Below are 20004 nucleotides of genomic sequence, written 5' to 3'. Positions count from 1 at the left end.
CGATCGCGCACCCGCGCCTTGTCCCGCCTCAGCGCGCGAGTGAGCGCGCACTCACTGTCACGAAACCGTCACGGTGAACCGGGCACCCCCCAGGCTTGGCGAGTCGTCGACCCGCACCGTGCCCCCGTGGGAGCGGGCGATCTCGGCGACGATCGCGAGCCCGAGGCCCGCGCCGCCCGCGTCGCGGGAGCGCGCCGCGTCGAGCCGGACGAAGCGCTCGAAGATCCGGCCCCGCTCGGCGGGCGGAACGCCGGCCCCGTCGTCCTCGACCGTGAGGGTGGCGACGGCGTCGGCGGCACCCACGCCGACCACCACGCGGCTCGCGGCGTGCCGCACCGCGTTGTCGCCGAGGTTGCGCAGCAGGTGCGTGAGCGCCTCCGGATCCCCCACCACCCGGACGGGCGCGATGTGGCCGCGCACCTCGATGCCCGCTCCCGCCCCGGACCGGGGCCCGGAACCCGCCCGCAGCCGGGTCACCTCGGCCAGCGCGAGGTCGTCGAGGTCGACGTCGACCCGGGTCGGCGCCGGCTGGGCGTCGGCCCGGGCGAGGTAGAGCAGGCCGGCGACGAGCGTCCCCAGGCGCTCGGTCTCGGAGCGCATGAGCGGCACGAGGTCGCCGACGACCTGGCCGTCCGACCCGTCCCCGATGAGCTCCAGCGCCCCGCTCAGCGCGGTCACCGGCGAGCGCAACTCGTGGCTGGCGTCGGCGACGAAGAGCAGCTGGGCCTCGCGGGCGGCCGCGAGGCGGGCCAGCATGGCGTTCATGGTGACGGCCAGCGCGGCAATCTCGTCGCGCGAGTCGGGCACCGGCACGCGCTCGCCCAGCCGGGTCGCGCCGATCGCCTCGACCTGGGCGCGGAGATCCTCCACCGGCCGCAGCGCGCGGCCCACCACCCACCACGCGACGACGGCCACCAGCGCCAGCACGAGCGGCAGGGACGCCAGCAGCACACCCACGGTGATCGAGACCGTCTCGTGCGGCCGGCCCAGGGGCGTGGCCACCAGAACGGCCCACGGCGCCCCGTCGTACTCGACCCCTTGCGCCGCGACGATGGGGGCCTCCTCCGCCACGAACGGCCACCACCAGCCCCCGCCGCCCTCGGCGAGCACCCCACCCGGCAGCGGTCGCAGCGCGGCCAGCGGCGTGCTGTCGCTGGTGGTGTAGGCGACGTTGCCGTACGGGTCGACCACCTGGACGTCGAAGGCCGATGTCACGTCGGTGCCGCGGACGGAAGCCGGCCCGCGATCGGCGACGGCCCGGGCCACGAGGCCGGCCTGGGAGATGGCCGACGCCTGCAGCTGGTTGGCGAGCACCCGGAACAGGACGTTGGCGAACACCCCGATGCCGAGGAGCAGGGCCACCCCGACGAGCAGGGTCGCCACCGTGGTGATGCGCCCGCGGATCCCCCACCGCAGCGGGGCACGACGTTCGTCCATGGCTGCATCATGCCGCAGGGCGCCGCCGCGGCTAGGCTCGGCCCGTGACCGAGCAGACCACCCCGCCCGAACCCACGACCCCGGACGCCAAGGACTGGACGTGGGTGCTCGACCGCCCCTGCCCCGAGTGCGGTTTCGACGCCGGCGCGTTGGCCCCCGAGCAGATCCCCGCCGTCATCGCCGACGTCACCGAGCGGTTCACCGTCGCGGTCGAGCGGCCAGACGCCGCCCTGCGCCCCGCGCCGCGCACCTGGTCCACCATCGAGTACGCCCAGCACGTGGCCGACCTGATGGAGGTGATGGGCGACCGTCTGCGCCTCATCCTCGACAGTGTCGGGGCCGGCGCCCGCTTCGACGACTTCGACGCCGACGCGGCCGCCGCAGAGAAGGAGTACTGGCAGGCCAACGGGCACGTGACCGCGATTCTCGTGAAGGAGCGCGGTGCCGCGGCCCAGAAGGCCTGGTCGGAGCCGGTCGGCGACCAGTGGAACTGGCAGGGCGTCCGCTCGAACGGCTCGGTGTTCACCGCCGCCACGCTCGGGCAGTACTTCGCGCACGACCTCGTGCACCACACCCACGACGTCGGCGCCTGAGCCCCACGCGCCATGCAGATCGAGCTGACCGCCGAGGCGATCACGGCGTCCAACACCGGCTTCCGGGTGCCCGAGTCGGTCATCGCCGAACTCGGCGGCGGCAAGCGCCCCAAGGTGGTGGTCACCGTGGGCGACGCGACGCTGCGCACCTCCATCGCCCCCATGGGTGGGTGCTTCCTCATCGGGCTGAGCAAGGCCAACAAGGCGCTGACCGGGGTCGAGGCTGGCCGCACCTACACCCTCAACATCACCCTCGACACGGCCGAACGGACGGTCGAGGTGCCCGCCGAGCTGGCCGAGGCGTTCGCCGCGGAGCCCGCCCTGCAGCGCACCTGGGAGGCGTGGAGCTACACGAAGCGGCGCGAGGCCGCCGAGGCCATCGAGGGCGCGAAGCGGCCCGAGACCCGCGCCCGGCGCGTCGAGGCGACGCTCGCCGGGCTGCGGGCCTGAGCCCCAGCCTCAGCCCTCAGCCCTCAGCCCTCAGCCCTCAGCCGAGATCCTCACCGTTGGACGCCGCGACCCGGCCGAGCCACGCCAGCGAGGGCTTGGGCGTCCGCTCGAAGTCCCCGGCCCGGTTCACCGCGATGAGCCCGAAGGTCGGGGTGTAGCTGCCCCACTCGTAGTTGTCGAGCAGCGACCAGTGGGTGTAGCCGAGCACCTCGGCGCCGTCGGCGACGGCGTCCTTCATGCCCTGCAGGGCACCGGTGGTGTAGGCGATGCGGCGGGTGTCGTCGTCGGTGGCGATGCCGTTCTCGGTGACGAAGATCGGCAGGCCGTACTTCTCCCACACCCGGGCGACGTTGATGCCCAGGGCGTCCGGGCGGTAGGCCCAACCGGCGAGGGAGTTCTCCGGGCTCGGCGGGTGGGGCACGGGGCCGTTGGCGTCCACCGGTTGGCTCGTGTACGCCTGGATCCCGACGAAGTCGTCGCCCGCGCTGGCCTCGTAGTAGGCGCCCTCCCACGCGTGGAAGACCTTTTCGAACACCGCCTCGTTGCCCTCGGTGGGCGTGAACGCCTGCGCGGCGATCGCCCAGCCGACCTTCGCGTCCGTCCGCTCGCGCACGATCTGGACGGCCGCCCGGTGGACCTCGCCGATGCGGGCCGCGAACTCCAGCGACGGCATCGGGAGCTGCGCCATCGCCACGGTCGCGGTCTGGTCCGACCCGGCCTCCCCTGCCCCGTTCGCTTCGGACGCCGCCCCCTCGGACGCCGCCCCCTCCGGCGTGGCCGTCATGCGGCTGAACAGCGCGAGGATGTTCGGCTCGTTGACGGTCACCACCCAGTTCACGTCGTGCAGGATCGGGCACACGGCCGCGACGTAGGCGCTGAACCGCTCCACGGCGTCGGCGGCCATGAAACCGCCGGCCGCCGCGAACCAGTGCGGGCTCGTGAAGTGGTGCAGCGTGATCACCGGCTCCACACCGAACGCGTGGCAGGTGTCGATCATGTCCCGGTAGTGCAGCAGCTCGGCCCGGCTGACGTGGCCGCGCTCGGGCTCGATGCGCGCCCACTCGATGCTGAACCGGTACGCCTTCAGCCCCGCCTCGGCGAGCAGCCGGATGTCCTCGCCGAAGCGGTGGTAGGAATCGCAGGCGTCCCCGCTGGGCTCCTTCAGGTGCGGCAGCCCGGCGTGCTCCGCCGCCCAGAAGTCGGCGTTGACGTTGTTGCCCTCGATCTGGTGCGCGGCCGTGGCCGCGCCCCAGAGGAAGTCGTCGCGCAGCACGCCCCGAACGGTGGGGGGCACGTCAGCGATCCGCGCCCGACGCGCGGCTGGCGTTCACCTCGTCGAGCATCGCCTGCAGCTCCTCGGGCTCGCGCCCGGTGAAGCCGGCCATGCCCCGGATCGGGAAGTCCTGCATCATCCGCATGGCGTCGCTGCCGAGCCCTTCGCCGTCCTGGTCCCCCGTACCGAACAGGTCGGCCATCATGGCCTGCAGCCGATCGGCGAAGCCGGGCACGGACAGCGCCTCGCCCATGGTCGACTGCATCGTCAGCGGACGCACGGGGGCGTCGCCCTCGAGCTCCACCCCGGCGCGGCCCCGCAGGTCGCGGCTCGACGCGCCGACCTCGACGACGTACGTTCCGCCCTCAATGACGTGCGCGGCGTCGCGCACCTCCCAGTAGCCGAGCTCCTCGGCCGGGATCTCGATGGTGAGCGTCTCGGACGCCCCGGGCTCGAGCGTCACGTCGGCGAAGCCCTTGAGCTCGCGCGGCACGCGCACGACCTCGGACTCGGGCTTCGACACGTACACCTGGACGACCTCGCGGCCGGCCCGCTCGCCGGTGTTCGTCACCGTCACCTCCACGGTGATGGCGTTGCCGGACGCCGTCGCCGACACGTCCGCGTAGGCAAACGACGTGTAGCTTAGGCCGTGGCCGAACGGGTAGGCGACGTCGCGGTTGGCCTTGTCGTAGCCGCGGTAGCCGACAAACAGGCCCTCGCCGTAGCGGACGCCGTTCACGTCACCGGGGAAGTTGTAGAAGCTGGGCACGTCCTCGAGGCGCTCCGGAATCGTCTCGGTGAGCTTGCCGGACGGGTTGACCTCGCCGTACAGCACGTCGGCGAGCGCCGGGCCGCCGGCCTGGCCGAGCAGCCAGCCCTCGACGATGGCGCGCACCTTGGCGCGGAACGGCAGCAGCACCGAGGAGCCGTTGCTCAGCACCACCACGACGTTGTCGTTGACGGCCAGGATGTCGTCCAGCAGCGCGAGCTGCTCGGCGGGCAGGTCGATGTCGTCGCGGTCGTAACCCTCCGACTCGTGGGCCTCGCCCAGCCCGAGGAACAGCAGCACCGTCCCCGCGCCGCGCGCCAGCTCGACGGCCTCTGCGTGCGCGTTCTGCGGCGCCGGCTTGTTCGGCTGCGTCGAGAAGCCGGGAGCGAACGGCACGTCCGAACCGGCCAGCTCGTTGATCCGGTCGAGCGTGTTGTCCACCTTCGTCGGGTTGACCCGCGACGAGCCGGCGCCCTGGTAGCGCGGCGTCCGGGCGAACTCGCCGATGACGACCACGTCGGCGTCCTTCGCCAGCGGCAGCACGCCGTCATTGGCCAGCAGCACGATCGCCTGCTCGGCGGCGCGGCGTCCGAGGGCGTGGTGGCCCTCTTCGTCGAAGCTGTCGGGGGCGTCGGCCAGGGAGTCGACGGCCTTGCGGACGATGCGGGCCACGCGCTGGTAGGCACCGTCGATGGTGGCCTCGTCGAGGTCTCCGGCCTCGTAGGCCGCCACGGTGGCGCGCTCGGCCGCGGCGTTGGCGGGCATCTCGAGATCGAGGCCGGCCTTCAGGGCGCCCACGCGGTCGACCACCGCACCCCAGTCGGAGACGACGAGTCCCTCGAAGCCCCACTCGTTCTTCAGGACATCGGTGAGGAGCCAGCGGTGGTTGCTGACCTGGGTGCCGTTGAGCTTGTTGTAGGAGCACATGATCGTCCACGGCTGCGCCTGCGTGACCACCTTGCGGAAGGCGCTGAGGTAGATCTCGCGCAGGGGCCGCTCGTCGATCTGGCTGTCGCGGCGCAGGCGGTCGGTCTCCTGGTTGTTGGCGGCGAAGTGCTTCGGGCTGGTGCCGACGCCGGCGCCCTGCACGCCCTGGACGAACGCGGTGGCCAGCTCGCCGGTGAGGTACGGATCCTCGCTGAAGTACTCGAAGTTGCGGCCGCAGCGGGGGTCGCGCTTGATGTTCATGCCGGGTCCGAGCAGGACGCCGACGTTGAGGGCCTTCGCCTCCTCGGCCAGCGCGGCGCCGACCTCGCCGGCCAGCTCACGGTTCCAGGTGGACGCGAGCCCCACCGCCGGCGGGAAGCAGGTGGCCGGCGCCGACCCGCCCATGCCCACGTGGTCCCCCGACACCTCCGTGTCCTGCATGCGCAGGCCGTGCGGGCCGTCCGACACCTGGATCTTCGGCAGGTCCGCCTCAGGGATCGGCTGGGTGTTCCAGAAGTTCAGGCCACCGGTGAGGGCGATCTTGCGGGTCACGGGGACGTCGTTCATCTGTTCTCTCCTTGTGCGTGGAACGGGTCAGGGGTGGACGCCCGCGGCGGGGTGCCGCGGGCACGGGCTCGGTGGGTGGGCTGTGGTGGGGGGGGCTGTGGTGGGGTGGGCTGTGGTGGTCGGACGGCGCGTGGGGCTACTTGGCGCGTTTGACGGGCAGGATGGCGAAGGCGGCGACGAGCACGATGGCCACGGCGGCGATCCACACCATCTGGTAGCCGGACCAGGCGACGATCCAGCCGCCCACGATCGGGCCGAGGGCCTGACCGAGGTTGCCGCCGAGGGCACCCATGCCGAGGTCACGGCCGGCGGTGCGCTTGTCGGGGATGACGTCGATGAACAGCGCCTGGTCGACCACGAGGAAGGTACCCATGGCTGCGCCGCCGATGATGGCCTGGATGAACAGGGCCGGCAGGGCGGGCCAGAAGATCGGCACCAGGTAGGAGGCCGCGGCGATGATCGAGGCCCAGAACACGAAGGGCTTGCGGCGCATGATGCGGTCCGACCACCGGCCCGCGGCGACCATCGCGACCAGCATGAACGGGAAGCCCGCCAGGGACAGCAGCGGGGCCGTCGCGGTCGCCTCCTCCGGGGAGAGGGCCGGCTGGATGTAGCCCTGCAGCATGTAGAACGCGAAGGCGGTGCCGACGGTGTAGCCGAACATCATCACGATCTTCGCGATCCACACCCACCGGAAGTCGGGGTCGCGCAGCGGGATCAGGAAGGAGAGGAAGAACTGGCCGATGTTGAGCGGTTCGTTGTGGAGGTCCGTCGAGGACCGGTCCCGGCAGACCAGTACGAACAAGATGGCGCCCGCAGCCAACGCGATGGCGAAGGGGTAGTAGGCGTCCAGCCCCATGGCGCCGAACAGCATGCCGGCGGCCACGGAACCCAGCACGGCACCCGCCATGAGGCCGAGACCGGAGATGGCGGACGCGGAGCCGACCTTCTCCGGCACGACACGGTCGGCGACGGTGGCCGTCAGCGGGCCCTGGGCGCAGTTGATGACCACCTGGGCGAGAGCCCAGAAGATGGCCATGAGCACGATGGAGCTGGAGTAGCGGAGCGCGATGAGCAGCAGCGCCCCGATGACGGCGCCACCGGCGATGTAGGGCGCGCGACGCCCCCACGGGGAGCGGGTGCGGTCCGACAGCACACCCACGATGGGCTGGATGAACATCGTCACGAACACGCCGACGGCGGTGACGGTGGCCAGACCCTGGGCGCGGGCGGCGTCGAAGCCGGCGAGCAGGCCGAGCAGGCGCTGCTCCTCGGCGGTCGGGGTGGCGGTACCCGCTTCCACGGCGGCCCGGAGGTTCTGCAGGGCGGCGAGGTCGACGCCGGCGTCCGCCCCGGTGAAGAAGTTGCCGAACTCGACGAGCTGCACGTGGTTGGGCAGGATGATGCCGCCCATCGAGCCCCAGATGGCGAAGATGCCGAGGCTGGCGAGGGCGTACATGAACAGGTAGGAGCGGTACTTCGAGCCGCCGGTGTACTTGGCGGACGTGCCGGGCTCGTCGGGCTCGACCATGTCGACCACGGTGCCGGGCTGGGCGGCCACCGCACCGGGCACGCCCACGGCGGCGACGTGGGGGGCCGGGTCGACCGGCTGCTCCCATGGATTCGTCGAGCGATCCCAAGCGTCGCCGGACTTTTTCCAGGGATCGGTGGACCCCTTCGAGGGATCGTTGCTGTCGGTCATGTTTCTCCTCGTCGAGAACCGCGTTTAAAGGTTTCAGTGCCCGCGTTCATTAGACCCGCCCGCGGCCCGGTCTGTCAACAGTCGTCCCACAGATGCCAGGGGTTTCGACGTCACCCCCGGCGCCCCCGGCGCCCCCGGCGCCCCCGGCGCCCCCGGCGCCCCCGGCGGCCGTAGGCTGGCATCCACCCGGGCCGCCACGAGGCGTCCCCAGTGCTCGAAGAGAGGATGGCGACCGTGACGACCCAGCAGGAGATCATCGAACTGTCGGCCCGGACGTGGCGCCAGATGTCCGAGCGCGACGCGGACGCCCTGGCCGAAGGCGTCCATGACGACGCGGTCTTCGTCCACATGGGCGCGACCATGACCAAGGATCAGGAGCTGGAGGTCATCCGTCGCGGCGACATCCAGTACAAGACTGTCGACGTGGAGTCGGTGACCGTCCCCCTCCTCAGCGATCACACTGCCGTCCTCCTCACCACCCTGCGGCTCGTGGCCGTCGTGGGCGGTGAGGAGGTGACGAACCCGTTCGTGACGACGGAGGTCTACGTGCGCACCGACGAGCGGTGGCAGCTGGCGTCGCTGTCCTTCACCCGGCTGCTCACCCCGTGATCTCGAGGGTGGTCGCCAGTTCCGCCACCGACGAGCCGCCCGCCCACACATCCAGCACGGTGGCGTCCTGCACCCATTCGCGGGTGACGGCGCTCCAGTAGCGGAGCTGGTCGGGGCCGAGCTCGAACTCGACCGTGACCGTCTCCCCCGCCGGCACGTGCACCCGCCGGAAGCCCTTCAGCTCCCGGATCGGCCGCGTCGAGGTGCCGTGGCGCTGGTGCACGTAGAGCTGCACGACGTCCTCGGCGTCCACCGAGGAGTCGTTCGTGACCGCCACCGACACCGTGGCCGTCTCCCCCACCGCAACCGTCCCGGGGGTCCGCAGGTCGGCATAGCTGAACGCGGCGTACGACAGGCCGTGGCCGAAGGGGTACAGCGGCGTCGACTCCTCGTCCCAGTAGCGCTGCCCCTGCGCCTCGGGCTGGAAGGTGCGGTAGTGGTTGTGGTACATCGGCACCTGGCCGACGTGACGCGGCCAGGTGATGGGCAGGCGTCCGGCGGGGCTGACGTCGCCGAACAGCGCGGACGCCACCGCCTCGCCGCCGCGGGTGCCGGGGTACCAGACCTGCAGGATCGCCGGCACGTGCTCGTTGGCCCAGCGCAGGTCGAGCGGACGCCCCGACATCACGAGCGCGACCACCGGCGTCCCGGTGGCAACCAGCGCCTGCAGCTGCTCGAGCTGGCGTCCGGGCAGCTCCAGGGTGCCCGCCGAGGCGTTCTCACCGATCTGGTTCTGGCGCTGGCCGATCACGACGACCGCCACGTCCGAGCGTTCGGCCAGCTCGATGGCGCGGGCGAGCTCGGCGTCGTCGTCGTGGCCCTCGGGGGTCTGCGGGGTGGTCGGATCCATGCGGTCGAACATGGACGGGAAGTGCCGCGGCTCCACCTTCACGCCGGGGACGTGCTCGACGGTGACGCCGTCACCGGCGCGCTCCTTGATGCCGGCCAGGATGCTGACCGCCTCGTCGGTGTCGTGGTCGAACACCCACGGGCCCAGGGTGTCGCGCGGGGAGTCGGCGAGCTCGCCGATGACCGCGATCGAGCCGAGCGCGTCGGCGTCCAGCGGCAGGGCGGCGCCCTCGTTGCGCAGCAGCACGAGGGTCTTCTCGGCGGAGGCGCGGGCGGCGTCGCGGTGCTCGGCGGCGTCCAGCACGGCGGCCACGGCGTCCTCGTCGGCGTAGGGGTGCTCGAAGAGGCCGAGCTCGACCTTGGCGGTGAGCACGCGGCGCACCGAGGCGTCCAGTTCCTCCTCGCTGACCAAGCCGGCGGCGACGGCGTCCGGCAGGCGGTTGAACGCCGGGTCGAACATGCACATCTCCATGTCGTTGCCGGCGTGCAGGCCGCGGGCGCCGGCGTCGGTGAGGTCCTTCGCGTGGTGCTGGGTCTCGAGCGAGCGGATGGCGTTGGCGTCGGAGACGACCCAGCCGGTGAAGCCCCACTCGTCGCGCAGCACGTCGTTGAGCAGCCAGCGGTTGGCCGACGCGGGGACGCCGTTGAGGTCCATGTAGGCGCTCATCAGGTTCGCGGCGCCGGCGTCCACGGCCGCCTTGAAGGGCGGGAGGTAGACGTTGCGGAGCTCGGAGTCGGAGATGTCGGCGTCGTCGTAATCGCGGCCGCCGACGGCGGCGCCATAACCGGCGAAGTGCTTGGGGCCGGCCAGGATGCTCTCGTCGCCGATGGCGTTGCCTTTGACGCCGCCCTGGAAGCCGCGCACCTGGGCGGCGGCGATGGCCGAGCCGAGGCAAGGATCCTCGCCGGCACCCTCGATGATGCGGCCCCAGCGGGGGTCGCGCGCGATGTCGACCATCGGGGCGAACGCCCAGTGGATGCCCACCGCGCGGGCCTCGCGGGCGGCGATGCGCTGGCCGGCCTCGACGGCCTCGGGATCCCAGGATGCGGCCTGCGCGATCGGCACCGGGAAGATGGTGCGGAAGCCGTGGATGACGTCGTAGCCGAAGATGAGCGGGATGCCGTGCGGGCTCTCCTCGACCGCCTTGCGCTGCAGGATGTTGGCGGTGGCCGCGTCCTTGACGAACAGGGCCGAGCCGGCCTTGCCCGCGGCGATCGCGTCCTTCACCATGAGCGGCTGCTTGGCGAACGACTGCGCCTCGGGCGGCAGGGCCTCGAAGTCGAAATCGACGGGCAGCTCGCCGAAGCTGGCCATGTAGAAGTACTGGGTGAGCTGGCCGGCCTTGTCCTCCACCGAGAGGCGGGACATCAGGTCGTCGACCCGCTCGGCCGTGCTGAGGCTGGGGTCGCGGTAGGGCAGATCGGTCATCGGGTTCTCCTTCGGCGGGCACCGCTGCGTGCCGCGTGTCGTGGACTCACTTAAACGTATCATCCCGATCGGTGGCTGACCAGCCCCTGCGGCAGATCCGCTGGCTGCTCACCGACCCGGCGTGCTGCTTGCCCAACGGCCCGGCCTTCTGCCTGCTCACCGGCCAAGGGTGGCGTGGATGAGCTCGCGGCGCCCCGCGGGCGGCATCCGGGTGAACATGCCCCACATGGCTCGGGCGAGGTCGAGCGCGGCGGCGTCCCGGGAGAGGAACGCGGCCTGGCTGGCGCGGGACAGGCGGCCGAAGGCGTCGAACAGGTGCAGGGTGCCGGCGACGTCGAGGCGCAGCAGGGCGCGCAGCCCGGCTTCGCGGAACAGGTCGGCGGGCCCGGGTGGGTCGACGGGGCGGGGCGGGCGCCCGGTGGCGACGGCGCGGGCAACGGCGTCGGCCAGCGGTGCTGCGGTGCGCAGGCTGTGCGCAACGGAGTAGCCGGTGACGAGGTGTCCCCCGCGGCCGGCGGTGCCGAGGGCCAGGACGCCTGGGGCGGGAGGCGAGCCGCGGCCGCGCATGGGGATGCGGACCACCTCGCGCGCCCGGGGCTCGGTCAGGGCTGCGGGGGCGACCCCGCGGCGGGTGAGGCGGCGGGCCAAGCGCTCCTTGAGTTCGGCGGTGGGCAGGCCGGGGGCGGCGGCGAGGCAGGTCTCCTCCAGCAGGACGCCGCCGTCGCCGACGGGGATCGCATACAGGAATGTGGCCGGGCCGCGGGGGTGCTGAGGATCCTCGGCCCAGTCGGTGCGGAAGTCCATGAGCAGGGCCTCGGCTCCTGCCAGGGCGGGGGCCGCGGCGTCGGCGTCCAGCACCAGGCCCCAGGCGGTCTGGGCGGGCGCGGGGTCGTCGGCGGGGTACCCGTCGGGGCGGGCGCCGCGGGCGTCCACCACCACGCGCGCCTCGCGGCACAGGGCCGCCACACCGGCGTCGTCGAGCCGGGCGGCACGCACGTCCACGCCGGTCAGGGGCAGGGCGTCACGGAGGGCCGGGTTGTCGAGCACGACGTAGGGCCGCCGCAGCGGGTGGGATCCGTGGGCGCGCAGCTCGGGGTTCTCCACCCGGGCGCGCACCACCCTCGCCGGTAGGTCGCCGAGCTCGTCGGCCCAGACCCCGTAGGTGGGGGTCCACGGGGCGTCGGGGTGGGGGGCGACGGCGAGCACGGAAATCCCCCGGGCGGCGCAGGCGGACGCCAGCGACCACCCGGCGGGGCCGAGCCCTGCGATCGCGACGTCGAACATGCCGCTCACCCTAGCCAGCGGTGAAGGCCCAACAGACCTCGGCCGGGGCGGAGCACCCTCGACGACCAGGAAACAGACAGGCCCGACGAAAAGATGACACTCGATTTCGCCCACGTCGCGTCGTGAGCGTGCTTGCCGGAGTGAGTGCGCACTCACTGTCGCGTTTTCATCGAAGCCGCCCGTGCCCCCTTGGCTGCTGGCTCCTCTCCGTGGTGGCCGCGGGATGGCCGGCCGGGCCCCGGGCCTTGGGGATCACGTGGCGCCATGTGCGGTCACTTGGCGCACCTCACCAGCACGTGGCGTAGTGGAGCTCACGTGGAGGGTCTTGCACGGGCCGCCACGTGAGCGGCGCTGCGCCACGTGGGTTCGGGATGCGCCACGTGGGTTCGCGGTGCGCCACATGGGTTCGCGGTGCGCCACGTGAGCTCGGGGTGCGCCACGTGAGAGGGGTCAGCCCGAGAGGGCCCGCACCAGCAGCGCTACGGCGGCGATGCTCGACACGGCCAGCACGGCGCCCCGGAACCGGGCGCCGGTCACGTGGCGGCGCACCCCCAGGGCCACGACGAAGCCGAGCACGGACGCCGGCAGCATCGCCAGCCCGGCCGCGAGCGGCACCCCCGACACCCGGCCGACGCTGGCCAGCGCGCCCAGGGTCAGCAGCGAGCCGATCATGAAGTAGGCGGCCATGGTCGCGCGGGCCACGGCGGGCTCGTCGTTGCGCAGCACGATGGCGATGGGCGGGCCGCCGATGCCGGTGGTCGTGCCGGTGATGCCCGACAGCACGCCGGCCCCGGCCAGCGTGACGCCGGTGCGCGGCACCTCGACCCGGAACAGCGTCAGCCCCACCATGAGCAGCACCGACGCGGCCACCAGGATCTGCAGCCCGGCCACGGGAACGACGGCGACGATGAACACCCCCACCAGCGTGGCGGGCAGGCGTCCGACCAACGCCCAGCCCAACGCCCGCCAGTCCGTGGCGCGCCACTCGCCCCCCAGCGTCAGCAAGGGCAGCGGCAACGAGGCCAGGACGAGGGCGGCGGGTAGCACCTCGGGCGCGAGCCACGCCACGAAGGGCGCGGCCACGACGCCCAGGCCGAAGCCGAGCACCCCCTGCACCACCGCCCCGATGAAGGCGAGCGCGAGCACCGCCGCGACGACCTCCACCGGGTGGGCGGTCCAGAAGGCCAGGGTCAGACCCCCAGCCGGGAGCGGCGCAGGATCTCACCCTCGGTCTGGTTGGAGGTCGGCGTGTAGCCCTTCAGGGGCAGCATGCGCTCGTGGATGGCGTCGATGATCCAGCTCGGCTGGGGGAAGAACAGGTCCTCCAGCTCGGGCGCCGGCGTCACATGGTTGCGGGCGCCGACGATGGTGACCGGGGCGTCCAGCGCGTCGAACGCAACCGTCTGCACCTGGTTGGCGATCGTCTGCAGCACCGAGCCGCGCTCCACGGCGTCGGACGCCAGCACCAGCCGGCCGGTCTTGCGCACCGAGGCCACCACCGGCTCGAGGTTGAGCGGGGCGACGAACCGCAGGTCGATGACCTCGGCCGACACGCCGTGCTTCTCCTCCAGCTCCTGGGCCGCCTCCATGGCGCGGTAGAGCGTGGCGCCCAGGGTCGCGATGGTGACGTCCGAACCCTCGCGGCGCACGATCGGCTCGCCCTCCGGGGTCTCGTAGTAGCCCTCGGGGACGCCGTCCGCCTCGAACTCCTCGCCCTTGTCGTAGAGCAGCTGCGACTCGAGGAACACCACCGGGTCGGTGCCGCGCAGGGCGAGGTTCAGCATGCCCTTCGCGTCGGTCGGGGTGGCCGGGAAGTAGACCTTCAGGCCGGGCATGTGGGCGGCGAGCGCCGACCAGTCCTGGCTGTGCTGGGCGCCGTACTTGTTGCCGACGCTGACGCGCAGCACCAGCGGCATGGTGAGGATGCCGGCCGACATCGACTGCCACTTGGCCATCTGGTTGAACACCTCGTCGCCGGCGCGGCCGAGGAAGTCGCAGTACATCAGCTCGACGACGGCCCGGCCGCCGCTCAGGGCATAGCCGACGCCGGCGCCCACGATGGCCGCCTCGGAGATCGGCGAGTTGAACAGCCGCCGGTACGGCAGCAGCTCGGTGAGGCCACGGTAGACGGCGAAGGCGCCACCCCAGTCGCGGTTCTCCTCGCCCCAGGCCGCCATGGTCGGGTCGGTGGCGAAGCCGTGGGCCATCGCCTCGAACAGGCCGTCGCGGAACTGGTACATCTTCACCTTCGAGACGGGCTTGCCGTTCTCGTCGGTGGCGGTGCGCACCTTCTTCGCGATGGCCTGGACGCGCGGGTTCTCCTCCAGCGGCGTCAACAACTCGGGCTCGCGGTCGGCGTCCATGGTGGGCTCGTTGCCGTTGCTGAGCATGACCGACTCGATGAACTGGGCGTCCACGCGCGGGCAGGCGTCGTCGTCGATGGCGAGCTTCAGCACGTGGCCGAGCTTGTCGGCGACGGAGGCGAACATGTCGTCCACGTCGCCCTTCTTGACGACGCGCTTGGAGACCAGCAGGTCGGCGAAGGTGGTGATCGAGTCGACCTCCTCCCACAGCGCCACCTCGTCCTTGGTGCGGTAGCTCGAGGCGTCCGAGGGCGAGTGACCCGAGAAGCGGTAGGTGATCGTGTCGAGCAGGACGGGGCCGCGTCCGGACTCGAGGATCTCCTTCTTGCGGCGGATCGCGTCCGCCACGGCGAGGGGGTTGTAGCCGTCGACACGCTCGGCGTGCATGGCCTCGGGATTGACGCCGGCGCCGACGCGGGCGAGCAGGTCGTAGCCCATCGTCTCGCCGTCGGTCTGGCCACCCATGCCGTAGAAGTTGTTGAAGAAGTTGAACAGGATCGGCGGGTTGCCACCGTCGGATTCGCGCCAGAGCTGGCGGAACTGGTCCATCGCGGAGAACATCATGGCCTCCCAGACGGGGCCACACCCCATGGAGGCGTCGCCGATGTTGGCGATCACGATGCCGGGCTTGTCGTTGATCCGCTTGAACAGCGCCGAGCCCTGGGCGATCGGCGCGGAGCCACCGACGATGGCGTTGTTGGGCATCGAACCGAACGGGGTGAAGAAGGCGTGCATCGAGCCGCCCATGCCCCGGTTGAAGCCGTCGCGGCGGGCGAAGATCTCGGCCAGCGTGCCGAACAGGATGAAGTTCTCGGCGAGGTCGGCCGCGTCGGTGTGGTCCACCTTCTCGGCGTGCCGCAGGGTGTCGCCGTCCAGGAAGCCCGCCATGATGCCGGAGAGGCGGTCGGCGTCCATCGTGCGGGCGGCCGACAGGCTCTTGGCGAGAATCTCGCCGTGGCTGCGGTGGCTGCCGAACACGAAGTCGTCGGCCGTCAGCTCGGCGGCCTGCCCGACGGCGGACGCCTCCTGGCCCATCGACAGGTGGGCGGGCCCCTTGTGGTTGTACTCGATCCCCTGCCACCCACCGGTGGTCTTGATGGAGTTGAGCATCGACTCGAAGGTCCGGATGACGATCATGTCGTGCAGCATGTTCGTCAGCCCGTCGGCGCCGTGACGCCGCTTCTCGGGCGCGAAGTCCATCTCGTAGGCGTTGACGGGGATGTCCGGCGTCCTGATCACGGACGCCGCGCGCACGTCGGCCGGGTTGACGACGAGTGACTTGGTCATGGTTTCTCTTCCTCTACAAGTGGTTCGGTCAGCCCCGCACGGCCCAGACGGCCTCGCGGATGCCTTCGGAGACGGTCGGGTGCGGGAAGACGACCTGGCGCAGGTCGTCGATGCTCAGTTCGGTCTCGAGCGCGGCGACCGCGCCCCAGATGGTCTCGGGCGCGTAGGTGCCGAGCATGTGGACGCCGCGGACGGTGCGGGTGGCGGCGTCGGCCACCACCTTCACCAGGCCGGGCGCCTTGACGCCGTTCTCGGCGACGAAGCGGCCGCTGAGTGCCAACGGCACGGTCGCCGTCAGGATCTCGCCGTAGCGCTCGGACGCCTGCGCCTGCGTCAGGCCGACGCCGGCCGCCTCGGGCAGCGAGTACACCGCCCAGGGGATGGTGTGCCAGCGCATCACCTGACCCGCCTTGGTGGCCGCGGCGGTGTCGATGATGTGGGCCGAGGCGATCTCACCCATGCGGTAGGCAGCGTGGGCGAGCAGGCTGCGTCCGGTGACGTCACCGACGGCCCAGACGTTGGGCAGGTTGGTGCGCATCTGGTCGTCCACCACGACGCCGAAGCGCGAGACGTCCAGGCCGGCCTCCTCGGCACCCCACCCGGAGACGAGCGGGCGGCGTCCGACGGCCATGAGGACGAGGTCGGCCTCGACGCGCTGCTCCTCACCGTTGCGTGCGGTGAAGACGACGGTGGCGTCGTCGACGGCCGTGACGGTCGAGCCGAGGTGGAACGTGACGTCGCCCTCGATGCCCTTGCGCAGCGCGGCGGCCACGTCGGCGTCCATGAAGGGGCAGATCTCGTCCATCATCTCGATGACCGTGACCTGCGAGCCGAGCGCGGCAAACAGCGAGGCGAACTCCACACCGATGACGCCGCCGCCGATGACGGCGAGGCGCTGCGGCACCTGCTCGACGGCCAGCATGCCCGTGGAGTCGATGACCTTCGGGTTGCCCTGCGTGCCAGGGAAGGCCGGCATGACGGGCTCCGAACCGGTGGCGATGATGACGTGCTCGCTGGTGTGACGGGTGCCGTCCACCTCGACCTCACCGGGCCCGATGAGCGTGGCGTGGCCCGTCACGACCTCGCATTTGAGCCGCTTGAGCATGGCCCCGACGCCCCCGACGAGGGTGTCGACCGTCGTGGTCTTCCAGGCCTGCATGGCGCCCCAGTCGTACGAGACGCCCGTGGCGGTGACGCCGAACTTCTCGCCGTACAGCGCATGGGCGTAGAGCTTGGCGCCGTTCAGGAGCGACTTGGTCGGGATGCAGCCGACGTTGAGGCACGTGCCGCCGAGGGCCTGGGCCTCGGCGACGAGCACCTTCAACCCGGCGTGGGCCAGCCGCTCCCCGGCGATGTAGCCGCCGGGGCCGCCGCCCATGACGATGACGTCGTAATGACCCACCCCGCTCACCCCAGGACCGTCAGGTCGATGTGCTCGATGGCTCGCACGAGGTCGGCCAGGAACCGGCCCGCGTCCGCCCCGTCGACCACCTGGTGGTCGGCCGTCAGCGAGAAGCTGATCCGCTGCTGGACGCCCACGGTGCCGTCGTCGGTGAGCACGGCGTGGTTGGTGATCGTGTTGACGCCGAGGATGCCGGTCTGCGGCACGTTGACGATCGGGGTGAAGCTCTCGATGCCGAAGCTGCCGAGGTTGCTGACCGTGAACGTCGCACCGCTGAGCAGAGCGGGGTCGATCTTGCCCTCGCGGGCCTGGCCGGCGAGCTCCTTGGTGGTGTCCGACAGCGTGCGGACGCTGAGGCCGTCCGCGTTGCGGATCGTCGGCACGAGCAGACCGCGGGGCGTGTCGACCGCGAGGCCGAGGTGCACCGGCGTGAACGTGCGCAGCGCGCCGTCGACCAGGTGGGCGTTGAGGTTCGCGTGGTTGCGCAGCACCTGCACCGTCGCGAAGCACACCAGGTCGCCCAGCGTGATGCCGTTGTAGCCGAGCTCCGGCGGGGACGCCTTGAACTTCTTCCGCAGCGCCAGCAACCCGGCGGCGTCCGCGGAGGCGTCGTAGCTGAGCTGGGCCGAGGTGGCGAGCGCGTTGATCATGCGCTCGGCGATGATCTTGCGGACGCCCTTGAGCGGAGTCTCGGTGTACTCACCGGCCGCGGGTGCAGCCTGGGCGGCCGACTGCGGGGCGGCCGGCTGCTGTTTGGCGGGCTGCGGGGCGGCAGGCTGCGTCGGCGCGGTGGACGCGGCCAGATCGGCCTGGCCGACTCGGCCGCCAATCGCGGTGCCCTGGGCGACGCCGGAGAGGTCCTCGCCCTTGGTGCCGGCGGTGGGCCGGGGGCCGGCGGCCAGGGCTGCTTCGACGTCGCGCTCGATGATGCGGCCGTGCGGGCCCGTGCCTTCGCCGACATTCTCGAGGCGGACGCCCTCGGCCTCGGCCCGGTGACGGGCCCGCGGAGAGGCGGCGCCGCTGGGAGCGCCTGCGGCGGAGCCCGAGGAGCCTTGAGTGGAGCCGGAGCCCTGGGTGGCGTCGGCATCGACCGAGGGCGCGAGGGGATCCTCACCGTCCTCGTCCACCTCGCCCCCCTCGCCGGTGACCTCGGGCACGCCGGCGGCGAGTTCCTCGTCGCTGGCCTCGGCGGGGGCGCCGTGGGCGTCGGTCCTGGTCTCCGAGCCGCCGGGGCGGTTGCTGTCGCGGCCGGACGCGGCGGACCGGGCGGCGGTGGAGTTGGAGCTGCTGGAGTCGGAGCTGCCGGAAGTGGCGGAGCCGGAGCCAGATTCGTCGGCGGACGGGGTGAGGTCGTCCTCACCACCCTCATCGACCTCGCCGCCCTCACCGGTGGTCTGCGGGGCGAGGCCGTGCTCGGCCAGCACCGCCTCGGCGTTCTCGTCGGCGCCACCGACGACGGCGATCGGGCTCTTGACGGGGACGTCGTCGCCCTCCTCGACCAGCAGCGCCAACACCGTCCCGGACACGCCGGCGGGGACGTCCATCGTGGACTTGTCGGTCTCGATCTCGCACAGGTTGGTGTCCTCGTCGACGGTGTCGCCCACGGAGACCGACCACACGGACATGAGGCACGACTCAACGGTGTTGCCCAGGGCGGGCATCACGATGATCTGGGCCATCGTTGGCTCCTTCTTCTCGTCGTGCGGGACGATGCCCCGCATCCACGACGCTTTCGATTCACTTACGATTGATCGTCAAGTGCAATCCTAAGGCACCAACGCGGTGGGCGGCAAGAGTTGCTGACCAATCGACGTGCTCCGCGACCGCCCGCCGGGGGCCACCGACACCGAGCGGACAGACCGGTCTCCTGACCCGGGCTGACGCCCGGTCAGCATGGGATGGCGCCCGGGTCAGACGACGCGCAGGTCGCGCACGACGTCGCCGACGGCGCTGCGGGCGTCCCCCGTGAGGGCGTTGTCGGTGACGATGCCTGCCAGGTCGGCGAGATCCAGCACGCGCACGAACCCGGCGGCGCCGTACTTGGAGGAGTCGGCGAGCAGCCAGGTCTCATCCGCCTGCGCACCCATGGCGGCGATGACCTCAGCCCCCTCCGCGAACTGCGTCGTGAGGCCTCGGCGGGGCGTGAAGCCATCGGTGCCGACGAAGGCCAGCCGCACGTGGAAGTCCCGGATGGCCCGCAGCGCCACGGGCCCCACGAGGGACTCGCTCGGGCGGTGGAACGTGCCACCGGTGAGGATCACCGTGAGCGCGGTGTTGTGGCGGGCGTGGGCGAAGACGAGGGTCGAGTTGGTGACGATCTGGACGCCGCGGCGCTGGCCCAGGTGCGCCACCAGGCGCGACGTCGTGGTGCCCGCCTCCACCATGATGCGGTCGCCGTCACGGACGAGCTCAGCCGCCGCCCGGGCGATGCGGTCCTTCTCGGCCTCGCGGAGGCGCTGGCGCTCCAGGACGTTGTGCACCGAGGTGGACTGGGCGCCACCGTGGGTGCGGGTGAGCAGCCCGCGCGACTCGAGATCCCGCAACTGCGTACGGATCGTGACCTCGGAAACCTCGAGTTCCCGGGCGAGCTGGGCCACCGAGAGGACGCCGTCGCGCGTCAGGACGTCCAGGATGTGCGCCTCGCGCCCCCGGCGATCCACCACAGGCATCCCGCCCACCTTTCGTTTGGCTTGCGATCGTAGCGCTTGCGGCCCGGAGGCGCAACGGAGTCGACATCCAGGCCCACCGGTCGCAAGCCGCCCCGCCGGGTCCCGCTCGTCCCACCCACCGCGGCAACGCGCGGGAGGACGCGGTACATCTCGGGACGCCCGAGCGCACTCCCCGGACGACCTGGCGCACCTCGGGACGACCTGGCGCACCTCGGAACAACGTGGCGCAGCGGACGTCACGCGGCGGCCCGTGCGCGGCCCGCCACGTGAGCTGCACTGCGCCACGTCGCTCTGGAGCGCGCCACGTCGCTCAGCAGCGCGCCACGTCGCTCAGGGGTGCGCCACGTCCTTCCGGATTGCGCCGCGTGCTGCTCCGTCCGCCAAGATCGTCCGC

Annotated in this window: 14 protein-coding genes; 3 read left to right on the top strand and 11 right to left on the bottom strand. The window is 71.9% G+C overall.

Annotated elements, in window-relative coordinates:
- Nucleotides 1-57: 57 nt before the first annotated feature.
- On the bottom strand, nucleotides 58-1437 hold the full coding sequence (locus tag PCC79_RS01140; RefSeq protein ID WP_232548723.1) for a HAMP domain-containing sensor histidine kinase: 1380 nt from the start codon (nucleotides 1435-1437) through the stop codon (nucleotides 58-60).
- A gap of 44 nt (nucleotides 1438-1481) precedes the next feature.
- Here PCC79_RS01140 and PCC79_RS01135 point away from each other — a divergent pair, with 44 nt between their 5' ends.
- Together PCC79_RS01135 and PCC79_RS01130 are read left to right on the top strand one after the other, a co-directional pair.
- Nucleotides 1482-2030 (top strand): DinB family protein, encoded by a 549-nt coding sequence (locus PCC79_RS01135; RefSeq protein ID WP_342372749.1) that lies wholly within the window; start codon nucleotides 1482-1484, stop codon nucleotides 2028-2030.
- Between the two features lie 12 nt (nucleotides 2031-2042).
- Nucleotides 2043-2480: a YdeI/OmpD-associated family protein gene (locus tag PCC79_RS01130; protein WP_342372748.1), complete on the top strand. Its 438-nt coding sequence runs from the start codon at nucleotides 2043-2045 to the stop codon at nucleotides 2478-2480.
- 37 nt (nucleotides 2481-2517) lie between these two features.
- Here PCC79_RS01130 and PCC79_RS01125 read toward each other — a convergent pair whose 3' ends face one another.
- The 3 genes from PCC79_RS01125 to PCC79_RS01115 form a co-directional block, all read right to left on the bottom strand.
- The gene (locus tag PCC79_RS01125) at nucleotides 2518-3774 is read right to left on the bottom strand and encodes a glycoside hydrolase family 1 protein (RefSeq protein ID WP_342372747.1); all 1257 of its coding nucleotides are present in this window, start codon (nucleotides 3772-3774) and stop codon (nucleotides 2518-2520) included.
- A gap of 1 nt (nucleotide 3775) precedes the next feature.
- Nucleotides 3776-6016, bottom strand: a complete 2241-nt coding sequence (locus PCC79_RS01120; RefSeq protein ID WP_342372746.1) for a glycoside hydrolase family 3 C-terminal domain-containing protein — start codon at nucleotides 6014-6016, stop codon at nucleotides 3776-3778.
- 136 nt (nucleotides 6017-6152) lie between these two features.
- Nucleotides 6153-7718: an MFS transporter gene (locus PCC79_RS01115; RefSeq protein ID WP_342372745.1), complete on the bottom strand. Its 1566-nt coding sequence runs from the start codon at nucleotides 7716-7718 to the stop codon at nucleotides 6153-6155.
- Nucleotides 7719-7952: 234 nt separating this feature from the next.
- On the opposite strand from PCC79_RS01115, the gene PCC79_RS01110 reads away from it, so the two are divergent.
- The gene (locus PCC79_RS01110; RefSeq protein ID WP_232548717.1) at nucleotides 7953-8327 is read left to right on the top strand and encodes a nuclear transport factor 2 family protein; all 375 of its coding nucleotides are present in this window, start codon (nucleotides 7953-7955) and stop codon (nucleotides 8325-8327) included.
- Here PCC79_RS01110 and PCC79_RS01105 read toward each other — a convergent pair.
- The 7 genes from PCC79_RS01105 to PCC79_RS01075 form a co-directional block, all read right to left on the bottom strand.
- Nucleotides 8317-10605 (bottom strand): glycoside hydrolase family 3 N-terminal domain-containing protein, encoded by a 2289-nt coding sequence (locus tag PCC79_RS01105; RefSeq protein ID WP_342372744.1) that lies wholly within the window; start codon nucleotides 10603-10605, stop codon nucleotides 8317-8319. The genes PCC79_RS01110 and PCC79_RS01105 overlap by 11 nt on opposite strands.
- A 156-nt stretch (nucleotides 10606-10761) precedes the next feature.
- Complete coding sequence (locus PCC79_RS01100; RefSeq protein WP_342372743.1) at nucleotides 10762-11889, bottom strand: lycopene cyclase family protein; 1128 nt, start codon at nucleotides 11887-11889, stop codon at nucleotides 10762-10764.
- 450 nt (nucleotides 11890-12339) lie between these two features.
- Entirely contained in the window at nucleotides 12340-13053 is a 714-nt protein-coding gene (locus PCC79_RS01095) for a sulfite exporter TauE/SafE family protein (RefSeq protein ID WP_232548714.1), read from the bottom strand.
- Nucleotides 13054-13079: 26 nt separating this feature from the next.
- A complete protein-coding gene (locus PCC79_RS01090; protein WP_342372742.1) occupies nucleotides 13080-15539 on the bottom strand; it encodes an alpha-ketoacid dehydrogenase subunit alpha/beta in 2460 nt (819 codons plus the stop codon).
- A gap of 28 nt (nucleotides 15540-15567) precedes the next feature.
- On the bottom strand, nucleotides 15568-16950 hold the full coding sequence (lpdA, locus tag PCC79_RS01085; protein ID WP_342372740.1) for a dihydrolipoyl dehydrogenase: 1383 nt from the start codon (nucleotides 16948-16950) through the stop codon (nucleotides 15568-15570).
- Nucleotides 16947-18620: a dihydrolipoamide acetyltransferase family protein gene (locus PCC79_RS01080; protein WP_342372739.1), complete on the bottom strand. Its 1674-nt coding sequence runs from the start codon at nucleotides 18618-18620 to the stop codon at nucleotides 16947-16949. Before PCC79_RS01080 ends, lpdA begins: the two co-directional genes overlap by 4 nt.
- Before the next feature lie 231 nt (nucleotides 18621-18851).
- Nucleotides 18852-19610 (bottom strand): DeoR/GlpR family DNA-binding transcription regulator, encoded by a 759-nt coding sequence (locus tag PCC79_RS01075; protein ID WP_232548710.1) that lies wholly within the window; start codon nucleotides 19608-19610, stop codon nucleotides 18852-18854.
- Nucleotides 19611-20004 lie beyond the last annotated feature (394 nt).

The organism is Propioniciclava soli, from assembly GCF_038502305.1.
GTDB classification, from domain to species: Bacteria; Actinomycetota; Actinomycetes; order Propionibacteriales; family Propionibacteriaceae; genus Propioniciclava; species Propioniciclava soli.
The sequence above is the reverse complement of the archived record's forward strand: the minus strand, read 5'-3'. Positions and strand labels throughout refer to the sequence as shown.